General features: G+C 33.1%; 20 protein-coding genes. 17 read left to right on the forward strand and 3 right to left on the reverse strand.

The window, feature by feature from the left end:
- Positions 1-333 precede the first annotated feature (333 nt).
- The 11 genes from NYQ10_RS13210 (at position 334) to argH (ending at position 11837) form a co-directional block, all read left to right on the forward strand.
- Complete coding sequence (locus NYQ10_RS13210) at positions 334-981, forward strand: GNAT family N-acetyltransferase (protein WP_289876790.1); 648 nt, start codon at positions 334-336, stop codon at positions 979-981.
- A gap of 55 nt (positions 982-1036) precedes the next feature.
- Positions 1037-2230 (forward strand): argininosuccinate synthase, encoded by a 1194-nt coding sequence (locus tag NYQ10_RS13215; protein ID WP_289876791.1) that lies wholly within the window; start codon positions 1037-1039, stop codon positions 2228-2230.
- A complete protein-coding gene (argC, locus tag NYQ10_RS13220; RefSeq protein ID WP_289876792.1) occupies positions 2223-3200 on the forward strand; it encodes an N-acetyl-gamma-glutamyl-phosphate reductase in 978 nt (325 codons plus the stop codon). Before NYQ10_RS13215 ends, argC begins: the two co-directional genes overlap by 8 nt.
- A gap of 150 nt (positions 3201-3350) precedes the next feature.
- The gene (locus tag NYQ10_RS13225; RefSeq protein ID WP_289876793.1) at positions 3351-4490 is read left to right on the forward strand and encodes an aspartate aminotransferase family protein; all 1140 of its coding nucleotides are present in this window, start codon (positions 3351-3353) and stop codon (positions 4488-4490) included.
- A gap of 105 nt (positions 4491-4595) precedes the next feature.
- On the forward strand, positions 4596-5789 hold the full coding sequence (locus tag NYQ10_RS13230) for a glutamate-5-semialdehyde dehydrogenase (protein ID WP_289876794.1): 1194 nt from the start codon (positions 4596-4598) through the stop codon (positions 5787-5789).
- Between the two features lie 215 nt (positions 5790-6004).
- Positions 6005-6766: a glutamate 5-kinase gene (gene proB / locus NYQ10_RS13235; protein WP_289876795.1), complete on the forward strand. Its 762-nt coding sequence runs from the start codon at positions 6005-6007 to the stop codon at positions 6764-6766.
- A gap of 105 nt (positions 6767-6871) precedes the next feature.
- Positions 6872-7261, forward strand: coding sequence for a GxxExxY protein (locus tag NYQ10_RS13240; protein WP_289876796.1), 390 nt, complete (start codon positions 6872-6874; stop codon positions 7259-7261).
- A gap of 91 nt (positions 7262-7352) precedes the next feature.
- Positions 7353-8306, forward strand: a complete 954-nt coding sequence (locus tag NYQ10_RS13245) for an N-acetylornithine carbamoyltransferase (RefSeq protein WP_179003395.1) — start codon at positions 7353-7355, stop codon at positions 8304-8306.
- 102 nt (positions 8307-8408) lie between these two features.
- Positions 8409-9182, forward strand: a complete 774-nt coding sequence (argB, locus tag NYQ10_RS13250; protein WP_289876797.1) for an acetylglutamate kinase — start codon at positions 8409-8411, stop codon at positions 9180-9182.
- Positions 9183-9427: 245 nt separating this feature from the next.
- The gene (locus tag NYQ10_RS13255) at positions 9428-10498 is read left to right on the forward strand and encodes a M20 family metallo-hydrolase (protein ID WP_089055811.1); all 1071 of its coding nucleotides are present in this window, start codon (positions 9428-9430) and stop codon (positions 10496-10498) included.
- Positions 10499-10556: 58 nt separating this feature from the next.
- Positions 10557-11837, forward strand: a complete 1281-nt coding sequence (argH, locus tag NYQ10_RS13260; RefSeq protein ID WP_289876798.1) for an argininosuccinate lyase — start codon at positions 10557-10559, stop codon at positions 11835-11837.
- Positions 11838-11921: 84 nt separating this feature from the next.
- Here the strand turns inward: argH and NYQ10_RS13265 are convergent, their stop codons facing one another.
- The gene (locus tag NYQ10_RS13265) at positions 11922-13238 is read right to left on the reverse strand and encodes a T9SS type A sorting domain-containing protein (protein ID WP_289876799.1); all 1317 of its coding nucleotides are present in this window, start codon (positions 13236-13238) and stop codon (positions 11922-11924) included.
- A 259-nt stretch (positions 13239-13497) separates the two neighbouring features.
- Here NYQ10_RS13265 and NYQ10_RS13270 point away from each other — a divergent pair, with 259 nt between their 5' ends.
- Both NYQ10_RS13270 and NYQ10_RS13275 read left to right on the forward strand, forming a co-directional pair.
- Positions 13498-14499, forward strand: coding sequence for a DUF2157 domain-containing protein (locus NYQ10_RS13270; RefSeq protein ID WP_289876800.1), 1002 nt, complete (start codon positions 13498-13500; stop codon positions 14497-14499).
- On the forward strand, positions 14496-15659 hold the full coding sequence (locus tag NYQ10_RS13275) for a hypothetical protein (RefSeq protein ID WP_289876801.1): 1164 nt from the start codon (positions 14496-14498) through the stop codon (positions 15657-15659). Before NYQ10_RS13270 ends, NYQ10_RS13275 begins: the two co-directional genes overlap by 4 nt.
- Before the next feature lie 106 nt (positions 15660-15765).
- On the opposite strand, the gene NYQ10_RS13280 is transcribed toward NYQ10_RS13275, so the two are convergent.
- Both NYQ10_RS13280 and ytxJ read right to left on the reverse strand, forming a co-directional pair.
- Positions 15766-16308: an HD domain-containing protein gene (locus NYQ10_RS13280; RefSeq protein WP_289876802.1), complete on the reverse strand. Its 543-nt coding sequence runs from the start codon at positions 16306-16308 to the stop codon at positions 15766-15768.
- Between the two features lie 20 nt (positions 16309-16328).
- Positions 16329-16718, reverse strand: coding sequence for a bacillithiol system redox-active protein YtxJ (gene ytxJ, locus NYQ10_RS13285; RefSeq protein WP_289876803.1), 390 nt, complete (start codon positions 16716-16718; stop codon positions 16329-16331).
- Between the two features lie 205 nt (positions 16719-16923).
- Between ytxJ and clpB the strand changes: the two genes are divergently transcribed.
- The 4 genes from clpB to NYQ10_RS13305 all read left to right on the forward strand — a co-directional run bounded on the left by clpB (position 16924) and on the right by NYQ10_RS13305 (position 22484).
- Positions 16924-19521 (forward strand): ATP-dependent chaperone ClpB, encoded by a 2598-nt coding sequence (clpB, locus tag NYQ10_RS13290; protein WP_289876804.1) that lies wholly within the window; start codon positions 16924-16926, stop codon positions 19519-19521.
- Between the two features lie 143 nt (positions 19522-19664).
- Entirely contained in the window at positions 19665-20156 is a 492-nt protein-coding gene (locus tag NYQ10_RS13295; protein WP_289876805.1) for a T9SS type A sorting domain-containing protein, read from the forward strand.
- A gap of 23 nt (positions 20157-20179) precedes the next feature.
- Positions 20180-21214 carry a hypothetical protein gene (locus NYQ10_RS13300; RefSeq protein ID WP_289876806.1) on the forward strand — a complete coding sequence of 345 codons (1035 nt, stop codon included), beginning with the start codon at positions 20180-20182 and terminating at the stop codon, positions 21212-21214.
- 385 nt (positions 21215-21599) lie between these two features.
- Complete coding sequence (locus NYQ10_RS13305) at positions 21600-22484, forward strand: DUF808 domain-containing protein (RefSeq protein WP_289876807.1); 885 nt, start codon at positions 21600-21602, stop codon at positions 22482-22484.
- Positions 22485-22681 lie beyond the last annotated feature (197 nt).

Below are 22681 nucleotides of genomic sequence, written 5' to 3' on the forward strand. Positions count from 1 at the left end.
GCACCGATGAATAAAATAAGTTTACATATAACTTCTTTGTCACGGACAAACTCACCGATTACTTCTCCCGAAGTACGGACACTAGCTCTATAGTGTTCACTGAGTTTTATAGCCGTATATTTATTTATTCATATCCATTTTTCATTTTGAAATCACATAATTTGTCCATTGGACAAACATATCCTAAAAGTATTTATTATTTTGTAAATTTTCTTGATCAAGCTTTTGATTTTGAGAATGTTACTTCTATTTTGCTTAATTTTATTGGATTCAATTCTGGATTTCAAACTAAACAATATGCTTTAATTTTTAACTCTAACTTCAATTATTGAAATGAAGATCTCTATTGTTGTTACCCAGGAAGAACACTTCAAATTCGCACAAGAAATCTGCGATACGATAGAATCATCTGCCTTGCTAAGAGGTACGGGGATTGCTAAAAGAACTCCTGAGTACATTCAGAAAAAAATGTCGAATGGTGATGCAATGATTGCTTTAGCTGATGGAAAGTTTGCTGGTTTTTGTTACATAGAAAGTTGGCAACATGGAAAATTTGTTGCTCATTCTGGATTAATTGTACATCCGGATTATAGAAGTCATGGTTTGGCAAAAAAAATAAAATCAAAAGTTTTTGATTATTCATTGAAAAGATTTCCAGATGCTAAAATCTTTGGTATTACAACTGGTTTAGCGGTTATGAAAATTAACTCTGAACTAGGCTATAAACCAGTTCCTTTCTCTGAATTAACAACCGATCCAAGCTTCTGGGCTGGCTGTAAAACGTGTACTAATTTTGAAATCCTACAAAGCAAACAAAACAAAATGTGCCTTTGTACTGGAATGTTATACGACCCAAAAGAAAAACAAAAAACACCGCCGAGACATCCTTTTAATGAGGCTGTTTTAAGCAGACTTAAAAAAATCAAACAGGCTTTATTCTTAAACAAAATATTGTCGCTTATTTTTTTATTCAAAATTTAATCAAAAAGAAATCTCAAACTGCTACATACGAAAGTATTAGCCTAAATTATAAAAAATGAAAAAAGTAGTATTAGCTTATAGCGGAGGATTAGATACCTCGTATTGTTTGAAATATTTAAAAAATGAAAAAGGATACGAAGTTCACACTGTTCTTGTAGACACAGGAGGATTTTCTGCTGAAGAATTAGTAGCTATTGAAAAAAGAGCTTATGAGTTAGGAAGTGCACAACACGCCAACTTAACGATTTTAGATAAATATTACGATAAAGCTATTAAATATCTGATTTTCGGAAACGTCTTAAAGAACAATACTTATCCATTATCAGTAAGTGCAGAGCGTGTTTTTCAAGCAATTGAAGCTATAAAATATGCGAAAAAAGTAGGAGCTACTGCAATCGCTCACGGAAGTACTGGTGCAGGAAACGATCAAATTCGTTTTGATTTGATTTTCCAAACCATTGCTCCAGAAATCGAAATTATTACACCAATTAGAGATTTAAAACTTTCTAGACAAGAAGAAGTAGATTATTTAGCTCAAAACGGAGTTCATTATTCTTGGGAAAAAGCACAATATTCTATTAATAAAGGACTTTGGGGAACAAGTGTTGGAGGAAAAGAAACTTTAACTTCAAGCCAACCATTGCCAAGCGAAGCATATCCATCTCAATTACAAAAAGAAGGTGAAGAAAAAGTAACGCTTCATTTTGAACAAGGAGAATTAGTTGGTTTAAACGGAAAAACAGATAAGCCTTCAAACAATATTGTAGCTCTTGAAAAATTAGCAAGTGCTTATGCAATTGGTAGAGATATTCATGTTGGAGATACCATTATTGGAATTAAAGGAAGAGTTGGTTTTGAAGCAGCAGCTCCTTTAATTATTATCAAAGCGCACCATTTATTAGAGAAACATACTCTTGGAAAATGGCAACAATACTGGAAAGAACAATTAGGAAACTGGTACGGAATGTTATTCCACGAAGGTCAGTTCTTAGATCCGGTTATGAGAAACATTGAAACGTTTTTACAAGACACTCAAAAAACAGTAAACGGAACTGTTACAGTTTCATTAAAACCATATCATTTCTCACTTGACGGAATTGAATCTGAAAATGATTTGATGAACACCGGTTTTGGTCAATACGGAGAAATGAACAATGCCTGGACATCAGACGATGCAAAAGGATTTATCAAGATTTTAGGAAATGCACAAAACATATTCTCATCTGTAAACAAATTAGATCATGATTAATGTCGGAATTATTGGTGGTTCGGGCTACACGGCCGGAGAACTCATCAGAATTTTAATGTATCACCCAAAAGTAAACATCGATTTTGTTTACAGTACAACAAATGCAGGAAAACCGCTTTCTGTGGCGCACCACGATTTGATGGGTGATATTGAAATGAATTTCACAGCTGAAATCAATCCAAATGTGAATGTTGTTTTTTTGTGTTTAGGTCACGGAAAATCGATTTCATTTTTGAAAGAAAATCAGTTTGCAAGTCATACCAAAATTATTGATTTAGGAAATGATTTCAGATTGAATAAAGACGCGCATTTCGAAGGAAAAGATTTTGTTTACGGTTTGCCTGAAATCAATAAAAATGAAATCAAAAAGACAAATTATATTGCTAATCCGGGTTGTTTTGCAACTGCTATTCAGTTGGCGTTATTGCCTTTAGCAAAACACAATTTGTTGAATAATGATGTTCATATTAACGCTACAACAGGAAGTACAGGAGCGGGAGTAAGTCTTTCGGAAACTTCTCATTTCAGTTGGAGAAACAATAATATGTCGCATTACAAAGCTTTTGAACACCAGCATTTGGGAGAAATCGGAGAAAGCTTAGTTCAATTGCAAGATGATTTTGACAGCGAATTGCTTTTCATTCCAAATAGAGGAGATTTTCCAAGAGGAATTTTTGCAACACTTTATACATTGTGTGATGACAGTTTGGAGCAATTGGTTGCTAAATACGAAGATTTCTATAAAGATCAACCTTTCGTAACCATCACCACAACAAACATCAACATGAAACAAGTGGTGCAAACGAATAAATGTATCATTAGTTTATTGAAAAAAGGAAACCGGGTTCTCATAACATCAATTATCGATAACTTAACCAAAGGTGCTTCAGGACAAGCGATTCAAAACATGAATTTAATGTTCGGATTAGAAGAAACCACAGGTTTACATTTGAAACCAAGCGGATTTTAATTTTTTAGTTTCAAGTTTAAAGTTTCAGGTTTCACGTTCTATACGTAATCTGAAATATGATAAAAGAAACATAACTAGTTTCAGGTTTAAAGTTTCACGTTGCAAGTTAACTTGAAACATGAAACCTGAAACAAAATAAACAAAACAAAAATGAACTTATTCAACGTTTACCCATTATACGACATAACTCCAGTAAAAGCAGTAGATTGTACAATTTTTGACGACAAAGGAGTAGAATATTTAGACTTATATAGCGGACATGGTGTGATTTCTATCGGACACACTCAACCAGATTATGTAGCAAAATTGAAGAATCAATTAGATCATTTAGGATTTTATTCGAATGCGATTCAGAATCCTTTGCAGGTTGAATTGGCACAGAAATTAGGAAAACTTTCTGGTCTTGAAGATTACGAATTGTTTTTATGCAGTTCTGGTGCTGAAGCCAACGAAAATGCTTTAAAACTAGCTTCTTTCCACAACGGAAAATCAAGAGTTGTAGCTTTTGATAATTCTTTCCACGGAAGAACTTCTGCGGCGGTTGCTGTTACAGACAACAAAAAAATTGTTGCGCCAATAAATGCACAGCAAGAAGTTACATTTTTGCCTTTAAACCAAATCGAATTAGTTGAAGCTGAATTGGCTAAAGGCGATGTTACAGCAGTAATTATTGAAGGAATTCAGGGAGTTGGAGGTTTAGATCAAGGAACAACAGAATTTTTTCAGGCTTTAGAAAAAGCATGTAAAAAACACGATGTTGTTTTAATTTTAGATGAAGTACAATCTGGATATGGAAGAAGCGGGAAATTTTTCGCTTTCCAACACCACGGAATCAACGCTGATATTATCTCCGTTGCAAAAGGAATGGGGAACGGATTTCCAGTTGGAGCTATTTTAATTTCTCCAAAATTCGAAGCAAGTTTCGGATTATTAGGAACAACTTTCGGCGGAAGCCATTTATCTTGTGCAGCAGGAATTGCAGTTTTAGATGTAATTGAAAAACTGGATTTACAAAAAAATGTAAACGAAGTTTATGAATATTTCTTAGAAAAAATCAAAGAAGTTGAAGGCATTAAACAAGTAAAAGGAAAAGGATTAATGCTTGGAGTTGAGTTTGATTTTGATGTAGCGGCTTTAAGAAAGAAATTAATCATCGAAAAACACATTTTTACAGGAAGTGCCAACAATAAAAATCTATTAAGAATTTTACCGCCGCTTACAGTGAAAAAAGCTGACATTGATACTTTTGTAAAAGCTTTAAAAGAAAGTTTAGAAGAATTAAAAAACTAATTCTCAGCGTTAAACCTCACGGGTTTTTAAAATCCGTGAGGTTTAAAATATAAGTTTCTACTACATAAAAGAAACATCCAAAAAACAACTAACCAACTACAAATTATGAATCCATTATCAATTGAAAAACGCAATCTCGTTCTGCGGACTATGGCGAAGCTGGTCGAACAGGATCGGAATCAGATTATCTTAACCAATCAGGAAGATCTTGCTGATTACGACGGCTCAGATTTAGCGATGGAAGAACGCTTAAAAGTAGATGATAAAAAAGTCGACGAAATGATTTTATCATTAAACCAATTAGCTTCTCAGGAAGATCCCGTTGGCGTTGAGCGTTTTCATTTTACTCATGATAATGGAATAAAAGTGGTTAATAAAACGGCGGCTTTTGGAACGATTTTAATTATTTACGAATCTCGCCCTGATGTTACAATAGAAGCGGGAGGAATTGCCTTTAAATCCGGAAATAAAATTTTATTAAAGGGAGGAAAAGAGTCTTTAAAATCAAATTTAAAAATCGTAAGTCTTTGGCATAAAGCTTTAGAAGAAAACGGAGTTTCAAAAGACTGGGTGGAATACCTGAATTATAACAGAACAGAAACTCAGGCATTTTTAGAAAAACCAACTCAAAAAGTCGATTTAATAGTTCCAAGAGGCGGAGAAAAATTAATTGAGTTTGTAAAAGCACACGCCACTTGTCCCGTAATAGTAAGCGGACGCGGCAATAATTTTGTTTACGTTCATAAAGATGCTGATACAGATTTAGCTTTAAAAGTAATTTTAAATGCTAAAACAGCCAAAATTTCAGCTTGTAATGCTTTAGATAAAGTTTTAATTGATTCGAAACTTCCAAATTTTGAAGGTTTTGTAGCAATGTTAATTGAAGCTTTAATTGAATCAAAAGTTGAAGTTATTGTAGATAAATCGTTAGAGTATTTCGAAAATACCAAGACAATCGAAAACGAAGATATTTGGTACGAAGAATTTCTGGATTATAAAATCGTAATAGGAACCATCGATTCTCAAGATCACGCAATCGATATGATTAATAAATACTGTGGTGGACATTCTGCAGCAATTATTACAAGAGATAATGAAGTTGCACAGCAATTTATGGAATCGATAGATGCAGCAGCAGTTTACCAAAATGCATCAACTCGTTTTACAGACGGCGGACAATTTGGTCTTGGCGGAGAATTAGCGATAAGCACTGATAAATTGCATCAACGCGGTCCAATTGGTCTACAACATTTGGTAACTAACAAATGGTACGTTTACGGAGAAGGACAAATTAGATAGTTAGACTTTTCTTAGATAGTTAGACTTCTTAGAATTTTAGATTGATGATTAACGATTTTAGATTTCAGATTATTGGAATTTGGTTCCGCTGCTTTGGGATAAAAAATGATATTTATTTAAAGATTTAGCTTTGCGAACTTAGCGTTTGTAGACACAAAGAATATAAAAAAACCTTGCGCACTTTGCGGTTAAAAAATCGCAACAAAACAACAACAATGAGCAAAAAAAGGATTTTATTAAAAATAGGAAGTAATACTTTAACCAAAGAAACCAATCATATTTCGCGGGGAAAGATTGAAGACCTTGGAGTTCAGATTGCGGCTCTAAACGATGAATATGAGTTTATCATAGTAAGTTCAGGAGCAATTGCGGCAGCAAAACAATTTGTAAAACTGGATAATCAAGACAAAGATGTTTTTGTAAAACAAGCTTTGGCTTCAATCGGACAGCCACATTTAATGCGGATTTACAATGAAAATTTTAAGGATTTAGGATTAAATACTTCGCAGTGTTTACTTTCTTATTCTGATTTCGAAAAAGAGCAGACCAAAAAGAACATTGTGAATACTATTAATGTATTAGTTAAAAACAATTACATTCCGATTATTAATGAAAATGATACCGTTGCCACAGATGAGATTCGGTTTGGAGATAATGACAAATTAGCGGCTTTAACGGCTGTTCTTTTAAATGTTGATATTCTGATTATTGCAACCAATACTAACGGAATTTACACCAAAGAATCAATTCATAATGAAGTTCCGGAAACAATAAAATTGGTAAATGATTTAAAAACGCTGGAAAAAGAAATCGGCGAATCAAAATCATCACACGGAACAGGAGGAATGCAGTCTAAAATAGAAGCAGCAGCAATTTCAAAAGCAGCAAATATAGAAACTTGGATTGTCAATGGATTGAATGATAATTTTATTTTAAAGGCGTTGAAGGACGAGATTGCGTTTACCAAGATTGTGTGATATTGAACGTGGATGAAACGGATTCGCTATCGCGAAGGCGCTGATTTAAACTGATTTTATATTTATTTTAATTTTATGTAGTATATTTCATTCGAATTTGTTTTTATGGAATTATTACATCGAGAGTTAACTGAAATCATTATTAAAACTTTTTATGAAGTATATAATGAATTAGGACATGGATTTTTAGAAAGAGTTTATCAAAATTCCTTGTATTTGGAATTGAAAAATAAAGGTTTGTATGTTGAAGCTCAGAAGAAAATTAAAGTTTATTATAAAGGAATAGAAGTTGGAGAATATTACGCAGATTTAGTAGTTGAAGATTTAATTATTTTAGAACTAAAAGCTGCTAATTGCATAGTAATAGAATTTGAAAACCAAATTTTAAATTATTTAAAAGGCACAAACTGTGAAGTAGGTTTGCTTCTAAATTTTGGAACAAAACCAGAATTTAGACGAAAAGTATTTGAAAACAGTAGAAAAATAAGAATATAAAAAATCCGCGTTAATCTGCGTCTTCGCGATAGCGAATCCGTTTCATCCGCGTCTAATTTTTACAAACCAATAAGAAACAAAGAAAAAAACAATGAACTACATCTCAATAAAAGACATCAACTCTTTATCAAAATGGGTGAAACAAGCGATTAAAATCAAAAAAAATCCACTTAAAAATCAAAGTTTAGGAAAGAATAAAACTCTTGGAATGTTATTCTTCAACCCGAGTTTAAGAACGCGTTTGAGTACTCAAAAAGCGGCTTTAAATTTAGGAATGAACGTTATGGTAATGAATTTTACCAATGAAGGCTGGACATTAGAGTTTGAAGATGGAGCTGTAATGAATTCTGGCGCTTCAGAGCATATCAAAGAAGCAGCAGAAGTAGTTTCTCAATATTGTGATATCATCGCTATTCGTGCTTTTGCAGGTTTGGTTGATAAAGAAAAAGATTATCAAGAAACTGTTATTTCAGGATTCTTGAAATATGCAACAGTGCCAATTGTAAATATGGAAAGTGCTATTCGTCATCCATTACAATCATTGGCAGACGCAATTACAATGGAAGAATTCAAGCCTAGACATAAAGATAAACCAAAAGTGGTTCTTTCTTGGGCGCCGCACCCCAAAGCTTTGCCTCAGGCAGTTGCAAATTCTTTCGTAGAAATGATGCAGATGCAAAAAGATATGGATTTTGTAATTACACATCCAGAAGGTTATGAATTGAGCCCAGAAATCACAAAAGACTGCAAAATCGAATACGATCAAGACAAAGCTTTTGAAAATGCTGATTTCGTTTACGTAAAAAACTGGAGCAACTTCAACGATTACGGAAAAGTAACCAACAGCGATCCAAATTGGACAGTTACTGCCGAAAAAATGGCGTTAACCAACAACGGAAAATTCATGCACTGTCTTCCAGTTCGTCGTAATGTTATTGTAAGCGACGAAGTTTTAGACGGAGAAAATTCAATCGTAATCGAACAAGCGAATAATAGAACGTATTCAGCACAATTAGTTTTACAAAAGATTCTTAAGAAAATATAATTTATAGGTGCAAAGGTTCAAAGTTGCAAAGGAACAGAGGTTTTACAGCCTTTAGAAAAACCTTTGCACCTTTGTCCCTCTGCTCCTTTGAACCTTGAAGAAATGAATGTATCAGTAATAAAAATAGGTGGAAACATCATCGACAATCCAGCAGAATTAGAACAATTTTTAACCGATTTTTCTAAAATAGAAGGATATAAAGTTTTAGTTCACGGCGGTGGAAAATCGGCTACAAAAATGGCACAGAGTATTGGTTTGGTTCCGCAGATGATTGACGGACGCCGAATTACAGATGCTCCAATGCTTGATGTTGTGGTAATGATTTACGCAGGGCAAATCAATAAACATATTGTGGCGCAATTGCAGGCTAAAGACAATAATGCAATTGGTTTTTCAGGAGCAGACGGAAATTTAATTCAGTCCACAAAAAGAAATCACCCAACAATAGATTACGGATTTGTAGGTGATGTAAAACAAGTCAACACCAAATTACTGACGACTTTATTAGAAGCTGGAGTTGTTCCTGTTTTCTGTGCAATCACACACGACAAAAATGGACAATTGTTAAACACCAATGCTGATACAATTGCAAGTGAATTATCAATTGCATTATCGGAAGTTTTTGATGTGACGCTGACATATTGTTTTGAAAAACAAGGTGTTTTGCAAGATTCTGAAGACGATTCATCTGTAATTACAGAAATCAACGAAACATTATACAATAAGTTAAAAGAAGAAAAAGTAATCCATTCTGGTATGATTCCAAAATTAGATAACTGTTTCAATAGTTTATCAAGAGGCGTGCAGAAAATCAAAATTGGACATCACAGAATGCTCCAAAACTCAAATATTCTGCATACAACGATTACATTATAAAAAATACTGCCACGAATTGACTTTAATTTTACTGTTAAAAGAGAAAATAATTTTAGACTTACATTAAAAAGTTTATTTTGATTTTAATCTGTGACAAAAAAATAATGTTTGAAAATCCGTGTAATTAGTGGCAAAAAAATAGAGCGCACGAGGTATTTTAAATAAATTTGCGCAAGTAAAAATGGTCAAAGGAAAGCTCAAAAACTTTGTTGCTTTGTTCCTTTGAGCCTTTGAACCTTATTAAAATGAAAAATATAGATACGCTTACCCAGGAAGCAATTAGTTTATTAAAAAGCCTAATCGAAACCCCTTCGTTTTCAAGTGAAGAAGATCAGACGGCTCTTTTAATCGAAAATTGGTTCAATCAGAATGAAATTCCCTTCAAGAGAGAAAACAACAATGTGTGGGCTTTCAACAAATATTTCGACGAGAACAAACCAACACTTTTACTAAACTCACATCACGATACTGTACGACCAAATCAAGCATATACAAACGATCCGTTTAAAGCGATCGAAAAAGACGGAAAATTATTTGGTTTAGGAAGTAATGATGCTGGAGGATGCCTAGTTTCTTTACTGGCAACGTTTGTACATTTTTACGAAAATCAAAATCTTTCTCATAATATTGTAATTGTGGCTTCCGCCGAAGAAGAAAGCAGCGGAAAAAATGGTTTAAACAGTGTTTTAAAGCACTTACCAGAATTAGATTGTGCCATTGTCGGCGAACCAACTTTAATGCAACTTGCAGTTGCTGAAAAAGGACTTTTAGTTTTAGATGTAAAAGTAAAAGGAACCGCAAGCCATGCCGCACATCAAAATGATGATAATGCATTATATAAATCAATTCCAGTAATGGAATGGTTTAAAAACTATAAATTCGATAAAATCTCAGACGTTTTAGGTCCTGTAAAAATGACCGTGACGCAGATTAATGCCGGAAAACAACACAATGTTGTACCATCAGAATGTGATTTGGTTGTAGATATTCGCGTAACTGACCGTTATACAAACGCTGAAATTTTGGAAGTTGTAAAAGCAAATGTAAACGCCGAAGTAACACCAAGATCCATGCATTTAAATGCGTCATCTATTCCAGTTGCACATGGTTTGGTTCAAGCAGGAATTGCTTTAGGAAGAACAACGTATGGCTCACCAACACTTTCAGATCAATCCGTTTTAAGCTGTCAGTCTTTAAAATTAGGGCCAGGAGAAACTTTACGTTCGCATTCAGCAGACGAATTTATTTTTGTAAATGAAATTGAAGAAGGAGTCGATTTGTATATTAAAATACTAACTGATTTCTTTAAATTATAAAAACGAAATTAAACCCGACAGGTTTTCAAAACCTGTCGGGTTTCTAAAAATAGTACCTATGAAACTTTGGGAAAAAGGAATACCAACAGATAAACAAATCGAACAATTTACCGTTGGTAACGACCGTGAACTAGATTTAGTTTTAGCAAAATATGATGCTTTAGGTTCAATTGCTCACGCGAAAATGTTAGGGCAGATTGGTTTGTTAACTCAGGAAGAAACAACTTCTTTGGTTGATGCATTAAACGAAATCATCGCAGATATCGTAGTTGGAAATTTCGAAATCGAAGACAGTTTCGAAGACGTACATTCTAAAATTGAGTATCTTCTAACAGTAAAACTAGGCGATGCTGGAAAGAAAATCCACACTGCGCGTTCTCGTAACGATCAGGTTCTAGTAGACGTTCATTTGTATTTAAAAGACGAATTAAAAGCAATAAAAGAACAGGTAAAAACTTTGTTTGACTTGTTGATGGAATCGGCAGAAAAGCATCAAAACGTTTTATTGCCTGGTTATACGCATTTGCAAATTGCAATGCCATCGTCATTCGGAATGTGGTTTTCTGCTTACGCTGAAAGTTTGATTGACGATATTACAATGTTGAACGCCGCTTCAAAAATTGTAGATCAGAATCCGTTGGGTTCTGCTGCGGGTTACGGAAGTTCATTTCCAATCAACAGAACATTTACGACTCAGGAACTAGGTTTTGAAACGTTGAAATACAATGCCGTTGCAGCGCAAATGAGCCGTGGAAAAGCAGAAAAAACAGTTGCTTTTGCTATGACAAGTGTTGCAGGAACATTATCAAAATTTGCAATGGACGTTTGTTTGTATATGAGCCAGAATTTCGATTTTATTGGTCTTCCGGCGCATCTTACAACAGGTTCAAGCATTATGCCTCATAAAAAAAATCCTGATGTTTTCGAATTAATCAGAGGAAAATGCAATAAGATTCAGGCGCTTCCATACGAAATCACTTTAATTACAAATAATCTTCCAAGCGGATATCATAGAGATTTACAGCTTTTAAAAGAAGGATTATTTCCGGCAATTCAAACTTTGAAATCTTGTTTGGATATTGCTATTTTCTCAATTAAAGATATTACAGTAAAAGATTATATTTTAGAAGATAAAAAATACGACTATTTATTTACTGTAGATACATTAAACGAAATGGTTGTGGCAGGAATGCCGTTTAGAGATGCTTACAAAGCTGTTGCTGAACAATTGGAAGCGGGAACGTATAAATCTCCAAAAGAAACCAAACACACGCACGAAGGCAGTATCAATAATTTATGTCTTGATGCGATTAAAGATAAAATGAAAGCAGCTTTTTAATGTTTCGTGAAATGTAAAAAGTAAGCTGTAAAAACTAAAAAGGTCATTGATTTGTTTCAATGACCTTTTTGATTTATCTAAATTTTAGTTTTTTACCAACTTAAATGTTTTGCTTCTGTTTTCAATTTGAACTTTGCAGATGTAAATTCCTTTCGCAAGATTTCCAACATTGAGTTCTAATTTTTCGTCAGCAGTAATATTTTTAGAATGCGAATATACTTTTGATCCATTCGAAGAAAATAAATCCACTTCAGCCAAACCGTTATCAGAGCTTGAAAAATCAATATTCAAAAGACGGTTAATTACTGAAGGATAATATTTCAAATCTAGATTGTTTACGCGGTCATTTAAGCCTAAATTATTGCAACTTGTAGATAAAACACCTTGAGCAGTAACCTGTAAAGTCGCCCCAGCGCCACATGTTGGGTTAGAAACAAATCCAGCAACATTAGCGATCGGTAAAACACTATAGTTATAAGAAGGTTTTGTTACAGCAGTTCCAGAGTTTGCAGGAGCATTTAAACAATTGGAAAAAGAAATGCCAATTGTACCGCCATCTGTGCTTACGTAACTTTTGAAAGGAGTTCCGATTTTAGCAAAATCCGTTCCTTCAACGTAACAAGTTGTGTTGTTGCTTCCTCCGCCTAAACCAATTGCTAAAGAACCTGATACAGAAGTGTTATAATAGCAATTTAAAATATGAAGTTCTGCATTTCTGGCTCTTGGCATTCTTTCTTTACAGCCTTCCGCCCAATAACAATTTTTGAAAGTAATGCTGTAATGCCCGTCAGAAGGCGCATCAGTTTTAGAAGATCCTACTAAATCAGAAAAACGATGATCATCTGCACCGCCAGAACCTCCCGCTTTTGGAGTTTTCAAATATGTAAATTTACACCAAGAAACAGTCACATTATCTGCAGCGCCTTTATTGTCGAAATTACCATCCATTCCGTCTTGAAATTCGCAATGATCTACCCAAATATTTGTTGCTTCGGAAGTCAAATTATCTTTACCGTCGACATCGTAAGCGCCTGGTCCTTCAAAAATTAAATTTCTAATAATGACATTATTTGAACCAGGTTTTAAATTTAAAATTCCAGAACCTGCGGCTGTCTGATCCAGATTTACCAATCTCGCTCCGGGAAGTCCAATTATGGTTTTGTCATTTACCTGCAAACTTGTATACGTGCAGTTTAGAATTCCAGAAACTAAAATGACTTGCGGAGTGGTTAATTTTAATTTTGCAGTTAAATCAGCAAGAGTAGAAACCGTAACAGGTGTTGCATTTCCTCCGCCGGTTGTAGAAGCTCCAAATCCTTCAGGTGCACTCATAAAATAATTTTGCGCAAAAAGAAAGGAGTAAGGCAGGAGCAAGGCCAATAAAATAAGTTTTGTTTTCATTTAAGTGTGGTTTTTTGTGGTTTAATAGTTTAATGTAATCGATTACACAAATGTAAAAGAATAAATATAATTTCAAATTAATTTATCAAATTTTTATGCTTTAATGTTTTGATTCTTAGATAAATAAGTGTTGTTTTTACACTAATAATTTATAAAGCGATGGATTAGAATGTTTTATCAAATAGGAAAAGGTTTTTAAGGAAAAGCAGAAAATTCATCCTAAATACATATATTTGATATACCAGTTTATATCAAATCAATGGGAAAATTTAAAGAAGAAGCTACTCTGAAACTTTTTGAGAAAGGCTTAATTACTGAAAATCAGTTTGAAGAAATAAAAACATATCGAAATCTAAATATCTTTTCATTAAATGCAGAATTAAAACTATTTCTGTATTTGTCTGTATTATTGTTTACTTCTGGAATAGGAATTTTGATTTATGAAAATATCGATTCTATCGGACATATTGCAATTCTTTCTTTGCTTTTGGTTGTAATTGTGGTTTGCTTTTATTATTGTTTTAAAAATTCTAAAGGTTTTCAGAAAACTGAAACAACATTTGAACACCCTGTTTTAGAATATTTAGTTTTAGCAGGAAATATTCTGACTTGTATTTTTATCGGATATCTTCAGTTTCAATACAAACCTTTTGGAGAACATTACGGATTGGCAACTTTAGTTCCTACTATTGTCAGTTTCTTTTGTGCTTATTATTTTGATAATCGAAGTGTTTTAACAATTGCAATAACAGGTTTAGCGGCATATGTTGGACTTTCTGTAACTCCTCAAGATATTTTTAATGATGGCAATAATTTTTATGCGAGTCAAGGTTTGAGTTATTCAGCAGTAATGCTTGGAGTTTTATTGATCTTATGGACAATTTACAGCCGTCGAATTTCCTTAAAAATACATTTCGGATTAGTTTTTCTAACTTTTGCTTTACATATTATAAGTATTGCTGCAATTAGTAATTTAACTAATTATGATGTCTTAACATGGATAATATTTGCTCTGGTTTTGGCAGTTTCTACCTATTATTTTTATAAAGCAAGTTACGATTACAAAGCAATGTCTCTCTATGTATTTATGATTATATACGCTTATATCGGTGCTAATATAGTTTTGTTTAGAATTTTTGAGAATGTAGATTTTTCTCAAATATGGGAATTGTTTATTTTCCTGCTTCCAGCATATTTTGTTGGTTCGATTATAATGTTCATAAAGTTGATTAAAAAATTCAATAAAGAAATAGCAGAATGATAGCGTACGATAAAAAAAAGTTAGATAATGAAGTTTTGATTGAAGAAGCAGATACTTTATATAAAGGAGGTTTTATTAATAAAGAACAGAAGAAATTTGTAGAAAAAGAGTTGCCTGTTTTAAGAAGTCAAGATAACATTTTGGTTAGAATTGGTTTCTTTCTATTAGGAAGTTTGCTTTACAGTTCTATCTGCGGAATGATTTCTTTGTTTGGATTAAATTCGGAACACATTTACCTGCAAATTTGTTTTTATATTTTTGCTGCCATTGGTTTTGCTGGAGCAGAATTTCTTGCTAATCAAGAATATCATAATCACGGTTTAGATGATGCTTTTATTTTAGGCGCTATTTCACAGGTTGGAATCGCTGTAGCGATTACGACTGAAGGTTATGAAACTGTAATTGCTTTTTTTGTGGCTGTTACTGCTCTTTTTATGTTTGTGCGCTATTTGCACGTATTGTCGATGTTGGTTTTTTGCATAGCGGTAACTGCATTTTTATTTTTTGAAATGTTTGAATTAGGAGATCTCGGAAAAGCTATTTTACCATTTGTTGCAATGGTTTTTGCAGGAGCTTTTTACTTTATAACAAAAAAGATAATCAGAAATCTAACAGAAAGTTATTATTACAATGGACTTTTACTAGCTAATAGTTTTTGTTTGGTTCTGTTTTATTTTTCTTGTAATTATTTAATTGTTAGAGAATTATCAGGAGAACTTTTAGGAATAGAAGTTAAATCTGGAACCGATATTCCGTTTGCGTTTTTCTTTTACGGATTTACGGTAATTGTTCCAATTATTTATTTGGTTCAGGCTTTAAGAACAAAAGATAGAATAATGCTATGGCTGAGTTTTCTAGCAATCGGATTCTCAATTTTTACCATTCGTTTTTATTATTCTGTTTTACCAGCTGAAGTTGCGTTGACACTTGGCGGATTAGTTTTATTTGCAATAGCTTCTTTTTCAATTAAAAAATTAAAAGAAAAAGAAAGCGGATTAACATTTAAACCAGACAGAATCAATCATTCTGATAATTTCTTAAATGCAGAAGCTTTAATTGTAGCTTCAACTTTTGGAATGAAACCAGAAGTGAAAACAGTTTCTCCAATGGAATTTGGTGGAGGAGGATTTAGCGGCGGAGGCTCTGAGGGAAGTTTTTAATTAATTGTGAATTGTAAATGATTAATTATTAGTTGTAAAAAAACTTATAAATTAAAAAACGCTGAATTTTTGATTCAGCGTTTTTTAATTTATTTAATAAAGAATCTTAATCGAAATACACTTCGTATTCTTCTATTTTAGTTCGTAAACGATTTTCTAAATAAAGATTACCGCCTTTTAATTTATCCAAAATAATCGCCGCTTCCTTTTTGTAATTTCTTCTTTTAAGATTATCCCAAGTTTTTGGAGGTTGTTGCAAATTGGTAATTCTATCCGCTAATTTTACAGCCCAAACTTCTTTTCTAAGTTTAGAAATTCTGTTTAAACTATCGAGCATTTTTTCTTCTTTTGGTAAATCATTGTTTTTTGTAAGTGCAGCAACTCCTTCGGCAACTTCCAATCCAAATTCAAGTTCTAATTCCTTAAATGTAGTATTAGTATCTTCTAAAGTATCATGCAATAAAGCAACTTTCGTTGCAAAATTTAAATCAAAATTTTCCGTGTTATTTGATGCAATCAGAATTTCCATTGCAACATTACTCAAATGAATAACATAAGGCAGATTAGAATCTGTAATCGTTTGGTTATTTTCTAAATGCTTTATTGTGGCGAAAATTATTGTTTTTTGATAAGCTGTTTGAACATCCATTCAATAGATTTTTAGAAGTATTACACTTTACTTTTCAATGCTTGTGCATCAATATCGCTGTGAGAAACATCATAAACAGCTTTTCCATTTTTGATTAAAATCAATTGTGGAGATTCATGGTAAACTCCAAATCTGCTTGCGATTTCGTTTGAAATATCTCGGTGCGCTATTAAATCTAAAAAATAAGCATCGACAACACCTTCAAGATCAAATTCTCTTTCAAATTGTTTTAATGCCATTCGGCTAATGCTGCATCTTGTGCTGTGTTTGAATATTACAACAGGTTTTTCTTTTGAGATAGCTTCGATTTCCATTAATTGAAGAATATCTGTTAATTCTGTCCAGTTTACGTTACTTTTTTGTGCTTCTGAGTTCTCTGAACTTCCGAAGATTGAATTAAAAAAACTCATATTTGGCTTGTTTTGTGACTTTTTGACGTGATAAAATCGTTAAAACATGATTTTAAATGTCATTTTGTCTGTTTTTTATGTGTGGAATATAATTTGAATATTCAATAGCAAAGTTAAATCTTTTGGGTTAAAAAAATATCTCAATAAGTCTTAACTTTAATGTAATCGAATATTAAAAACAAAAAATCAATCAAATCATAAAAATATGAACATAAATAAATTTACAATTAAATCGCAGGAAGCCATACAGTTGTCGCAACAATTAGCACAGCGAAATGGCCAGCAGCAAATTGAAAATGAACACATTTTCAAAGCTATTTTTGAAGTGGATGAAAACGTAGCGCCATTTATTTTGAAAAAACTAAATGTAAATGTTCCGTTGTTTCTTCAAATTTTAGACAGTACAATTCAGAGTTTTCCAAAAGTATCTGGTGGCGATGTTATGCTTTCTAGAGATGCAAATAAAGCTTTGAACGAAGCTGAGATTATCGCACAAAAAATGAACGATGAATACGTTTCGATCGAGCATTTAATCTTAGCCATTTTTGATTCAAAAAGTAAAGTTTCTCAGATTTTAAAAGATCAAGGAGTTACCGGAAAAGGACTTAAAGCAGCAATTGAAGAATTAAGAAAAGGAGAAAGAGTAACTTCGGCTTCAGCTGAGGAAACTTATAATTCTTTGAATAAATATGCTAAAAACTTAAACGAATTAGCAAGAACAGGAAAACTAGACCCAGTTATTGGTCGTGACGAAGAAATCCGCCGTGTGCTGCAGATTTTAACTCGTAGAACTAAAAACAATCCGATGTTAATTGGTGAACCGGGAGTTGGTAAAACCGCAATTGCAGAAGGATTAGCGCACAGAATTGTGGACGGAGATGTTCCTGAAAACTTAAAAGACAAAATCGTTTTCTCGCTAGATATGGGAGCTTTGATTGCTGGAGCAAAATACAAAGGAGAATTTGAAGAACGTTTAAAATCGGTTGTAAAAGAAGTTACTGCTGCAGACGGAGATATTGTTCTTTTTATTGATGAGATTCATACGCTTGTTGGAGCGGGTGGAGGAGAAGGCGCAATGGATGCGGCAAATATCCTAAAACCAGCTTTAGCTCGTGGTGAGTTAAGAGCTATTGGAGCTACGACTTTAGATGAATATCAAAAATATTTCGAAAAAGATAAAGCGCTTGAAAGACGTTTTCAAAAAGTTCTAATCGACGAGCCAGATACAGAAAGTGCGATTTCGATTTTACGTGGAATTAAAGAAAAATACGAAACGCATCATAAAGTTCAAATCAAAGATGAGGCAATTATTGCAGCGGTTGAACTTTCGCAAAGATATATTACAAACCGTTTTTTACCAGATAAAGCAATTGACTTGATGGACGAAGCGGCTTCTAAATTGCGTATGGAAATCAACTCAAAACCTGAAGAATTAGATGTTTTGGATCGTAAAATCATGCAGTTGGAGATTGAAATTGAAGCTATTAAGCGTGAAAAAGAAGAAAGCAAACTGAAAATTTTAGGGATGGAATTGGCCAACCTAAAAGAAGAGCGAAACGAAATCTACGCAAAATGGAAACAGGAAAAAGATATCGTTGACGGAATTCAAGCTGTAAAACACGAAATAGAAGACTTTAAATACGAAGCAGAACGCGCAGAACGTGATGGTGATTATGGAAAAGTAGCTGAAATTCGTTACGGAAAAATAAAAGAGGCACAAGAACGTCAGGAAAATTTGCAAAAACAATTATTAGAGTTTCAATCTGGAAGTTCTTTAATAAAAGAAGAAGTTACCAGAGAAGATATTGCAGAAGTTGTAGCAAAATGGACAGGAATTCCAGTTACAAAAATGCTTCAGACAGAAAGAGAAAAACTATTGCATTTGGAAGACGAATTGCACAAACGTGTTGTTGGTCAGGAAGAAGCGATAGAAGCCGTAAGTGATGCCGTTCGTAGAAGCCGTGCTGGTTTACAGGATATGAAAAAACCTGTTGGATCGTTCTTATTCTTAGGAACAACTGGAGTTGGTAAAACGGAGCTGGCAAAAGCTTTGGCAGAATATCTTTTTGATGATGAAAATGCGATGACTCGTATCGATATGAGCGAATATCAAGAGCGTCACAGTGTGAGCCGTTTGGTTGGTGCGCCTCCAGGATATGTGGGTTATGATGAGGGAGGTCAGTTAACAGAAGCTGTTCGTAGAAAACCTTATTCTGTTGTGCTTTTAGACGAGATCGAAAAAGCCCATCCAGATACTTTCAATATTTTGTTGCAGGTTCTAGACGAAGGGCGTTTAACTGATAACAAAGGACGTTTGGCTGATTTTAGAAATACGATTATTATTATGACCTCAAATATGGGAAGTAATATAATTCAGGAGAAATTTGAAAATCTAAAAGGAAGTGTTGAAGCAGCTACAGAAGCCGCTAAAAATGAAGTTCTTGGGTTATTAAAACAAACTGTTCGTCCTGAGTTTATTAACCGTATCGACGAAATTGTCATGTTCACGCCGCTTACAGTTGAGAATATTTCAAGAATTGTAAGTTTACAGTTGAAGAGCGTTACCAAAATGCTGGCTTTGCAAGGCATTACAATGGATGCAACTCCAGAAGCTATTGCATATTTGGCAGACAAAGGTTACGATCCACATTTTGGAGCAAGGCCTGTGAAACGTGTGGTTCAGAGAGAAGTACTTAATCAATTGTCAAAAGAGATTTTGGCAGGAAATATTACAACAGAAAGTATCATTTTATTAGATGCTTTCGATGGCAATTTGGTTTTTAGAAATCAGACAGCTAAATAATTTTTTTTCATGTTAATCTTAAAAAAGCATCAGTTTATAACTGGTGCTTTTTTTGTTAATATTTAAGTTGTTTTTACGTTTTTTTAATCTTTGTATCTATAAGAAATAGTATATATTTGATTCGAAACTATTAAATCATTTATATGAAAAGAAACCAAAGGACATTTTTAATTTTATTACTGTCTACTTTTTTCTTTATGGGAAAAACCTATTCGCAACAAAACATTGTTGCTACAGGCGGAAAAGGCAGTGGTATAGGTGGAACATCAAGTTATTCCATTGGTCAAATTGCCGATTTGCAATTGAAGGGAAGTGGTGGTTCTGCACAAGAAGGTATTCAGCAACCTTATGAAATTGCAACATTAGGGACTGATGAATTTAAGGAAATCAATCTTACCATGGTTGCTTATCCAAATCCAACTGTTGATGTTTTAAACTTGAGTATTAGTAACGATAAATTAGATGATTTAACATATGATTTATTTGATATCAATGGAAAAATAGTGTCGAAGAGCTTAAAAATAATAGCTTCGGAAACAACAGTTAATATGCATGAATTGCCACAAGGGGTTTATTTTCTTAGAGTAAACAGCAATTCAAAAACTATAAAAACTTTTAAAATCATTAAAAAATAAAATTCTAAACTGCAGACAGATATATGAAAAAAATTACTCTCGTATTACTATTATTAAGTTCTTTTACAATCTTATTTGCCCAAGCTCCTCAAAAAATGAGTTATCAATCGGTAATTCGTAAAACAGACGGAACATTGCTAGCAAATACTTCAGTTGGTATTAAAACTAGCATTTTGCTTGGTTCTGCAACAGGAACGGCTTCTTATGTAGAAACTCAAACTATAACAACAAACGCCAACGGATTAGCAACAATGGAAATCGGAGGAGGAACTCCAGTTACTGGTACATTTTCAGGAATTGATTGGGGGGCAGGTTCTCATTTTATTAAAACAGAAATTGATCCAGCAGGAGGAACTAATTATACAATTAGTGGTACAAGTCAGCTTTTGAGCGTGCCTTATGCATTATATGCAGGAAGTAGTGTGAATAAGGGAAAAACAAGTATAATCATCACTGGTGAAGTTACAGATGCAGAGGCGGCAGCACAATTAATGGCTGAGTTTGGTCCTTACACTGAAAATATCTATGTAACTAGCACAACAAATTTGACAACAATAGATTTGAGTTCAATAAAAAAACTAGTGAATTTAAAAATTCAAAATAACTTAAAATTAGTAAACTTCAATTTGAGTAACCTTATTGAGGTTTATAATGATTTAGATGTAGGTAATAATGATGTATTGACTTCGGCTACATTTCCGGCTTTGAAAATATTACATGCATATGATACAGGTATTTTAAATAATCCGCTTCTAAAATCAATCTCATTTCCTGTTTTAACTTCTAGTAAAGGGTTATATTTTAGTAATAATAAACTTCTTACTTCTATTGAATTGCCTGCATTATCAGTTGTAACAGATCAATCCATAACACTTGATTTTACTAGAAATGCTCTTTCTAGTTCCCAAGTGAACTTAATTTTAAAAAGACTTTTAAATCTTTCTTCGAATACAGGTGTGAGACTTGATGGTCAAAATCCTCCTGCTCCGCCAACAGGACAGGGAATTACAGATAAGGCGACTTTAATTGGCAGAGGAGTTACTGTTAATACAGATTAAATTTATCTTGAAGTAGAAAAGCATTAGTTTTTACTGGTGCTTTTTTTATACCTAAATTCTGAAACTTTTAATTCAAGTTATATAACAATTCATGTCTAAAATATATTCAATTTTAAATAAATAAAAATCAGCAAATTATTAATTAAAATTTAAAATCATGAACAATATTTTTAGAGGACTTTTAGCCGGTTATGGAGCTAAAAAATTAGGTGGAGGTTGTTTTGGAACTATTATCGTTTTTATTATTCTTTGGGTTTTACTCGGACAATGTAGCTAAAAGCAGATTACAGAAAATTACGAATAAAAAGATAAATTTTGATGCAATATTATTGGGAAGATTAATTCAAAATGTCTAGATTCGCATCACTAAAAATAAATTTATAAAATGGGTTCAGGTTTTTTCGCTTTGTTAGATGATATCGCAGCAATTATGGATGATGTTGCAGTAATGAGTAAAGTTGCTGCAAAGAAAACAGCTGGAATTCTAGGCGATGATTTGGCTGTAAATGCCGAAAAAGCTTCAGGATTTGCTTCTTCAAGAGAGCTTCCCGTTTTATGGGCAATCAGCAAAGGGTCTTTATTAAATAAAATTATTATTCTTCCAGTCGCCTTTTTATTAAGTGCATTTTTTCCGATAGCAATTATAGTAATTTTAGTTTTGGGAGGACTTTTTTTAGCATATGAGGGAGCCGAAAAGATCTACGAATTTATTTTTCCTCACAATCACGAAGAATCTGAAGGAATTACAGATGAAGTTTTGACTGAAGAACAGATTTTATTAGTTGAAAAAGATAAAGTAAAATCAGCAATTATTACAGATTTTATTCTATCAGTCGAAATCGTAATTATCGCTTTAGGCACTGTAATGGAAGAACCGCTAATGCAGAAGATAATTGTAACTTCGATAATCGCGCTAGTAGCAACCATCGGAGTTTACGGAATTGTGGCACTTATTGTTAGGATGGATGAAGCAGGTTTTAAGCTTATAAAACATAGCAAAAGCGAAAAGAGCCTTTCAAGATTTATTGGAAATTTGTTAGTAAAAGCGCTTCCGCTGGTAATAAAAGGTTTAACTGTAGTTGGTACAATTGCATTACTTTTAGTTGCTGGAGGAATCTTTGTACACTATATTCCGTATTTTCATCATTTATCAGAAGAAATTAAAATCCCTGCTATTATCAAAGAATTTACAATTGGTTTAGTTCTCGGATTTATAGTTTTACTTTTTGTAAATCTCTTCAAAAAGATTTTCAAAAAGAAATCAGCTTAATAAATAATCAAAATATACTTTAAAAAACATCAGTTAACGCTGGTGTTTTTTTTGTTTTAGAAGCAGAATGAATCGTTTTCAAAAGGACATTTGGTTCCGCTATCCACTATATCTTTTTCCTGCTAAAGGAGCAAGAAAAAGGATGTCGTTTCTATCGGGGCTAAACCAGAAATATTTATTTTTATAAGAAATAACGG

The organism is Flavobacterium johnsoniae (assembly GCF_030388325.1).
Taxonomy (GTDB): domain Bacteria; phylum Bacteroidota; class Bacteroidia; order Flavobacteriales; family Flavobacteriaceae; genus Flavobacterium; species Flavobacterium johnsoniae_C.

Excerpts from the sequence above, each read along its gene's own strand:
- NYQ10_RS13210 (WP_289876790.1), top strand. The coding sequence starts at position 334 with ATGAAGATCTCTATTGTTGTTACCCAGGAAGAACACTTCAAATTCGCA.
- NYQ10_RS13215 (WP_289876791.1), top strand. The coding sequence starts at position 1,037 with ATGAAAAAAGTAGTATTAGCTTATAGCGGAGGATTAGATACCTCGTAT.
- argC (WP_289876792.1), top strand. The coding sequence starts at position 2,223 with ATGATTAATGTCGGAATTATTGGTGGTTCGGGCTACACGGCCGGAGAA.
- NYQ10_RS13225 (WP_289876793.1), top strand. The coding sequence starts at position 3,351 with ATGAACTTATTCAACGTTTACCCATTATACGACATAACTCCAGTAAAA.
- NYQ10_RS13230 (WP_289876794.1), top strand. The coding sequence starts at position 4,596 with ATGAATCCATTATCAATTGAAAAACGCAATCTCGTTCTGCGGACTATG.
- proB (WP_289876795.1), top strand. The coding sequence starts at position 6,005 with ATGAGCAAAAAAAGGATTTTATTAAAAATAGGAAGTAATACTTTAACC.
- NYQ10_RS13240 (WP_289876796.1), top strand. The coding sequence starts at position 6,872 with ATGGAATTATTACATCGAGAGTTAACTGAAATCATTATTAAAACTTTT.
- NYQ10_RS13245 (WP_179003395.1), top strand. The coding sequence starts at position 7,353 with ATGAACTACATCTCAATAAAAGACATCAACTCTTTATCAAAATGGGTG.
- argB (WP_289876797.1), top strand. The coding sequence starts at position 8,409 with ATGAATGTATCAGTAATAAAAATAGGTGGAAACATCATCGACAATCCA.
- NYQ10_RS13255 (WP_089055811.1), top strand. The coding sequence starts at position 9,428 with ATGAAAAATATAGATACGCTTACCCAGGAAGCAATTAGTTTATTAAAA.
- argH (WP_289876798.1), top strand. The coding sequence starts at position 10,557 with ATGAAACTTTGGGAAAAAGGAATACCAACAGATAAACAAATCGAACAA.
- NYQ10_RS13265 (WP_289876799.1), bottom strand. The coding sequence starts at position 13,238 with ATGAAAACAAAACTTATTTTATTGGCCTTGCTCCTGCCTTACTCCTTT.
- NYQ10_RS13270 (WP_289876800.1), top strand. The coding sequence starts at position 13,498 with ATGGGAAAATTTAAAGAAGAAGCTACTCTGAAACTTTTTGAGAAAGGC.
- NYQ10_RS13275 (WP_289876801.1), top strand. The coding sequence starts at position 14,496 with ATGATAGCGTACGATAAAAAAAAGTTAGATAATGAAGTTTTGATTGAA.
- NYQ10_RS13280 (WP_289876802.1), bottom strand. The coding sequence starts at position 16,308 with ATGGATGTTCAAACAGCTTATCAAAAAACAATAATTTTCGCCACAATA.
- ytxJ (WP_289876803.1), bottom strand. The coding sequence starts at position 16,718 with ATGAGTTTTTTTAATTCAATCTTCGGAAGTTCAGAGAACTCAGAAGCA.
- clpB (WP_289876804.1), top strand. The coding sequence starts at position 16,924 with ATGAACATAAATAAATTTACAATTAAATCGCAGGAAGCCATACAGTTG.
- NYQ10_RS13295 (WP_289876805.1), top strand. The coding sequence starts at position 19,665 with ATGAAAAGAAACCAAAGGACATTTTTAATTTTATTACTGTCTACTTTT.
- NYQ10_RS13300 (WP_289876806.1), top strand. The coding sequence starts at position 20,180 with ATGAAAAAAATTACTCTCGTATTACTATTATTAAGTTCTTTTACAATC.
- NYQ10_RS13305 (WP_289876807.1), top strand. The coding sequence starts at position 21,600 with ATGGGTTCAGGTTTTTTCGCTTTGTTAGATGATATCGCAGCAATTATG.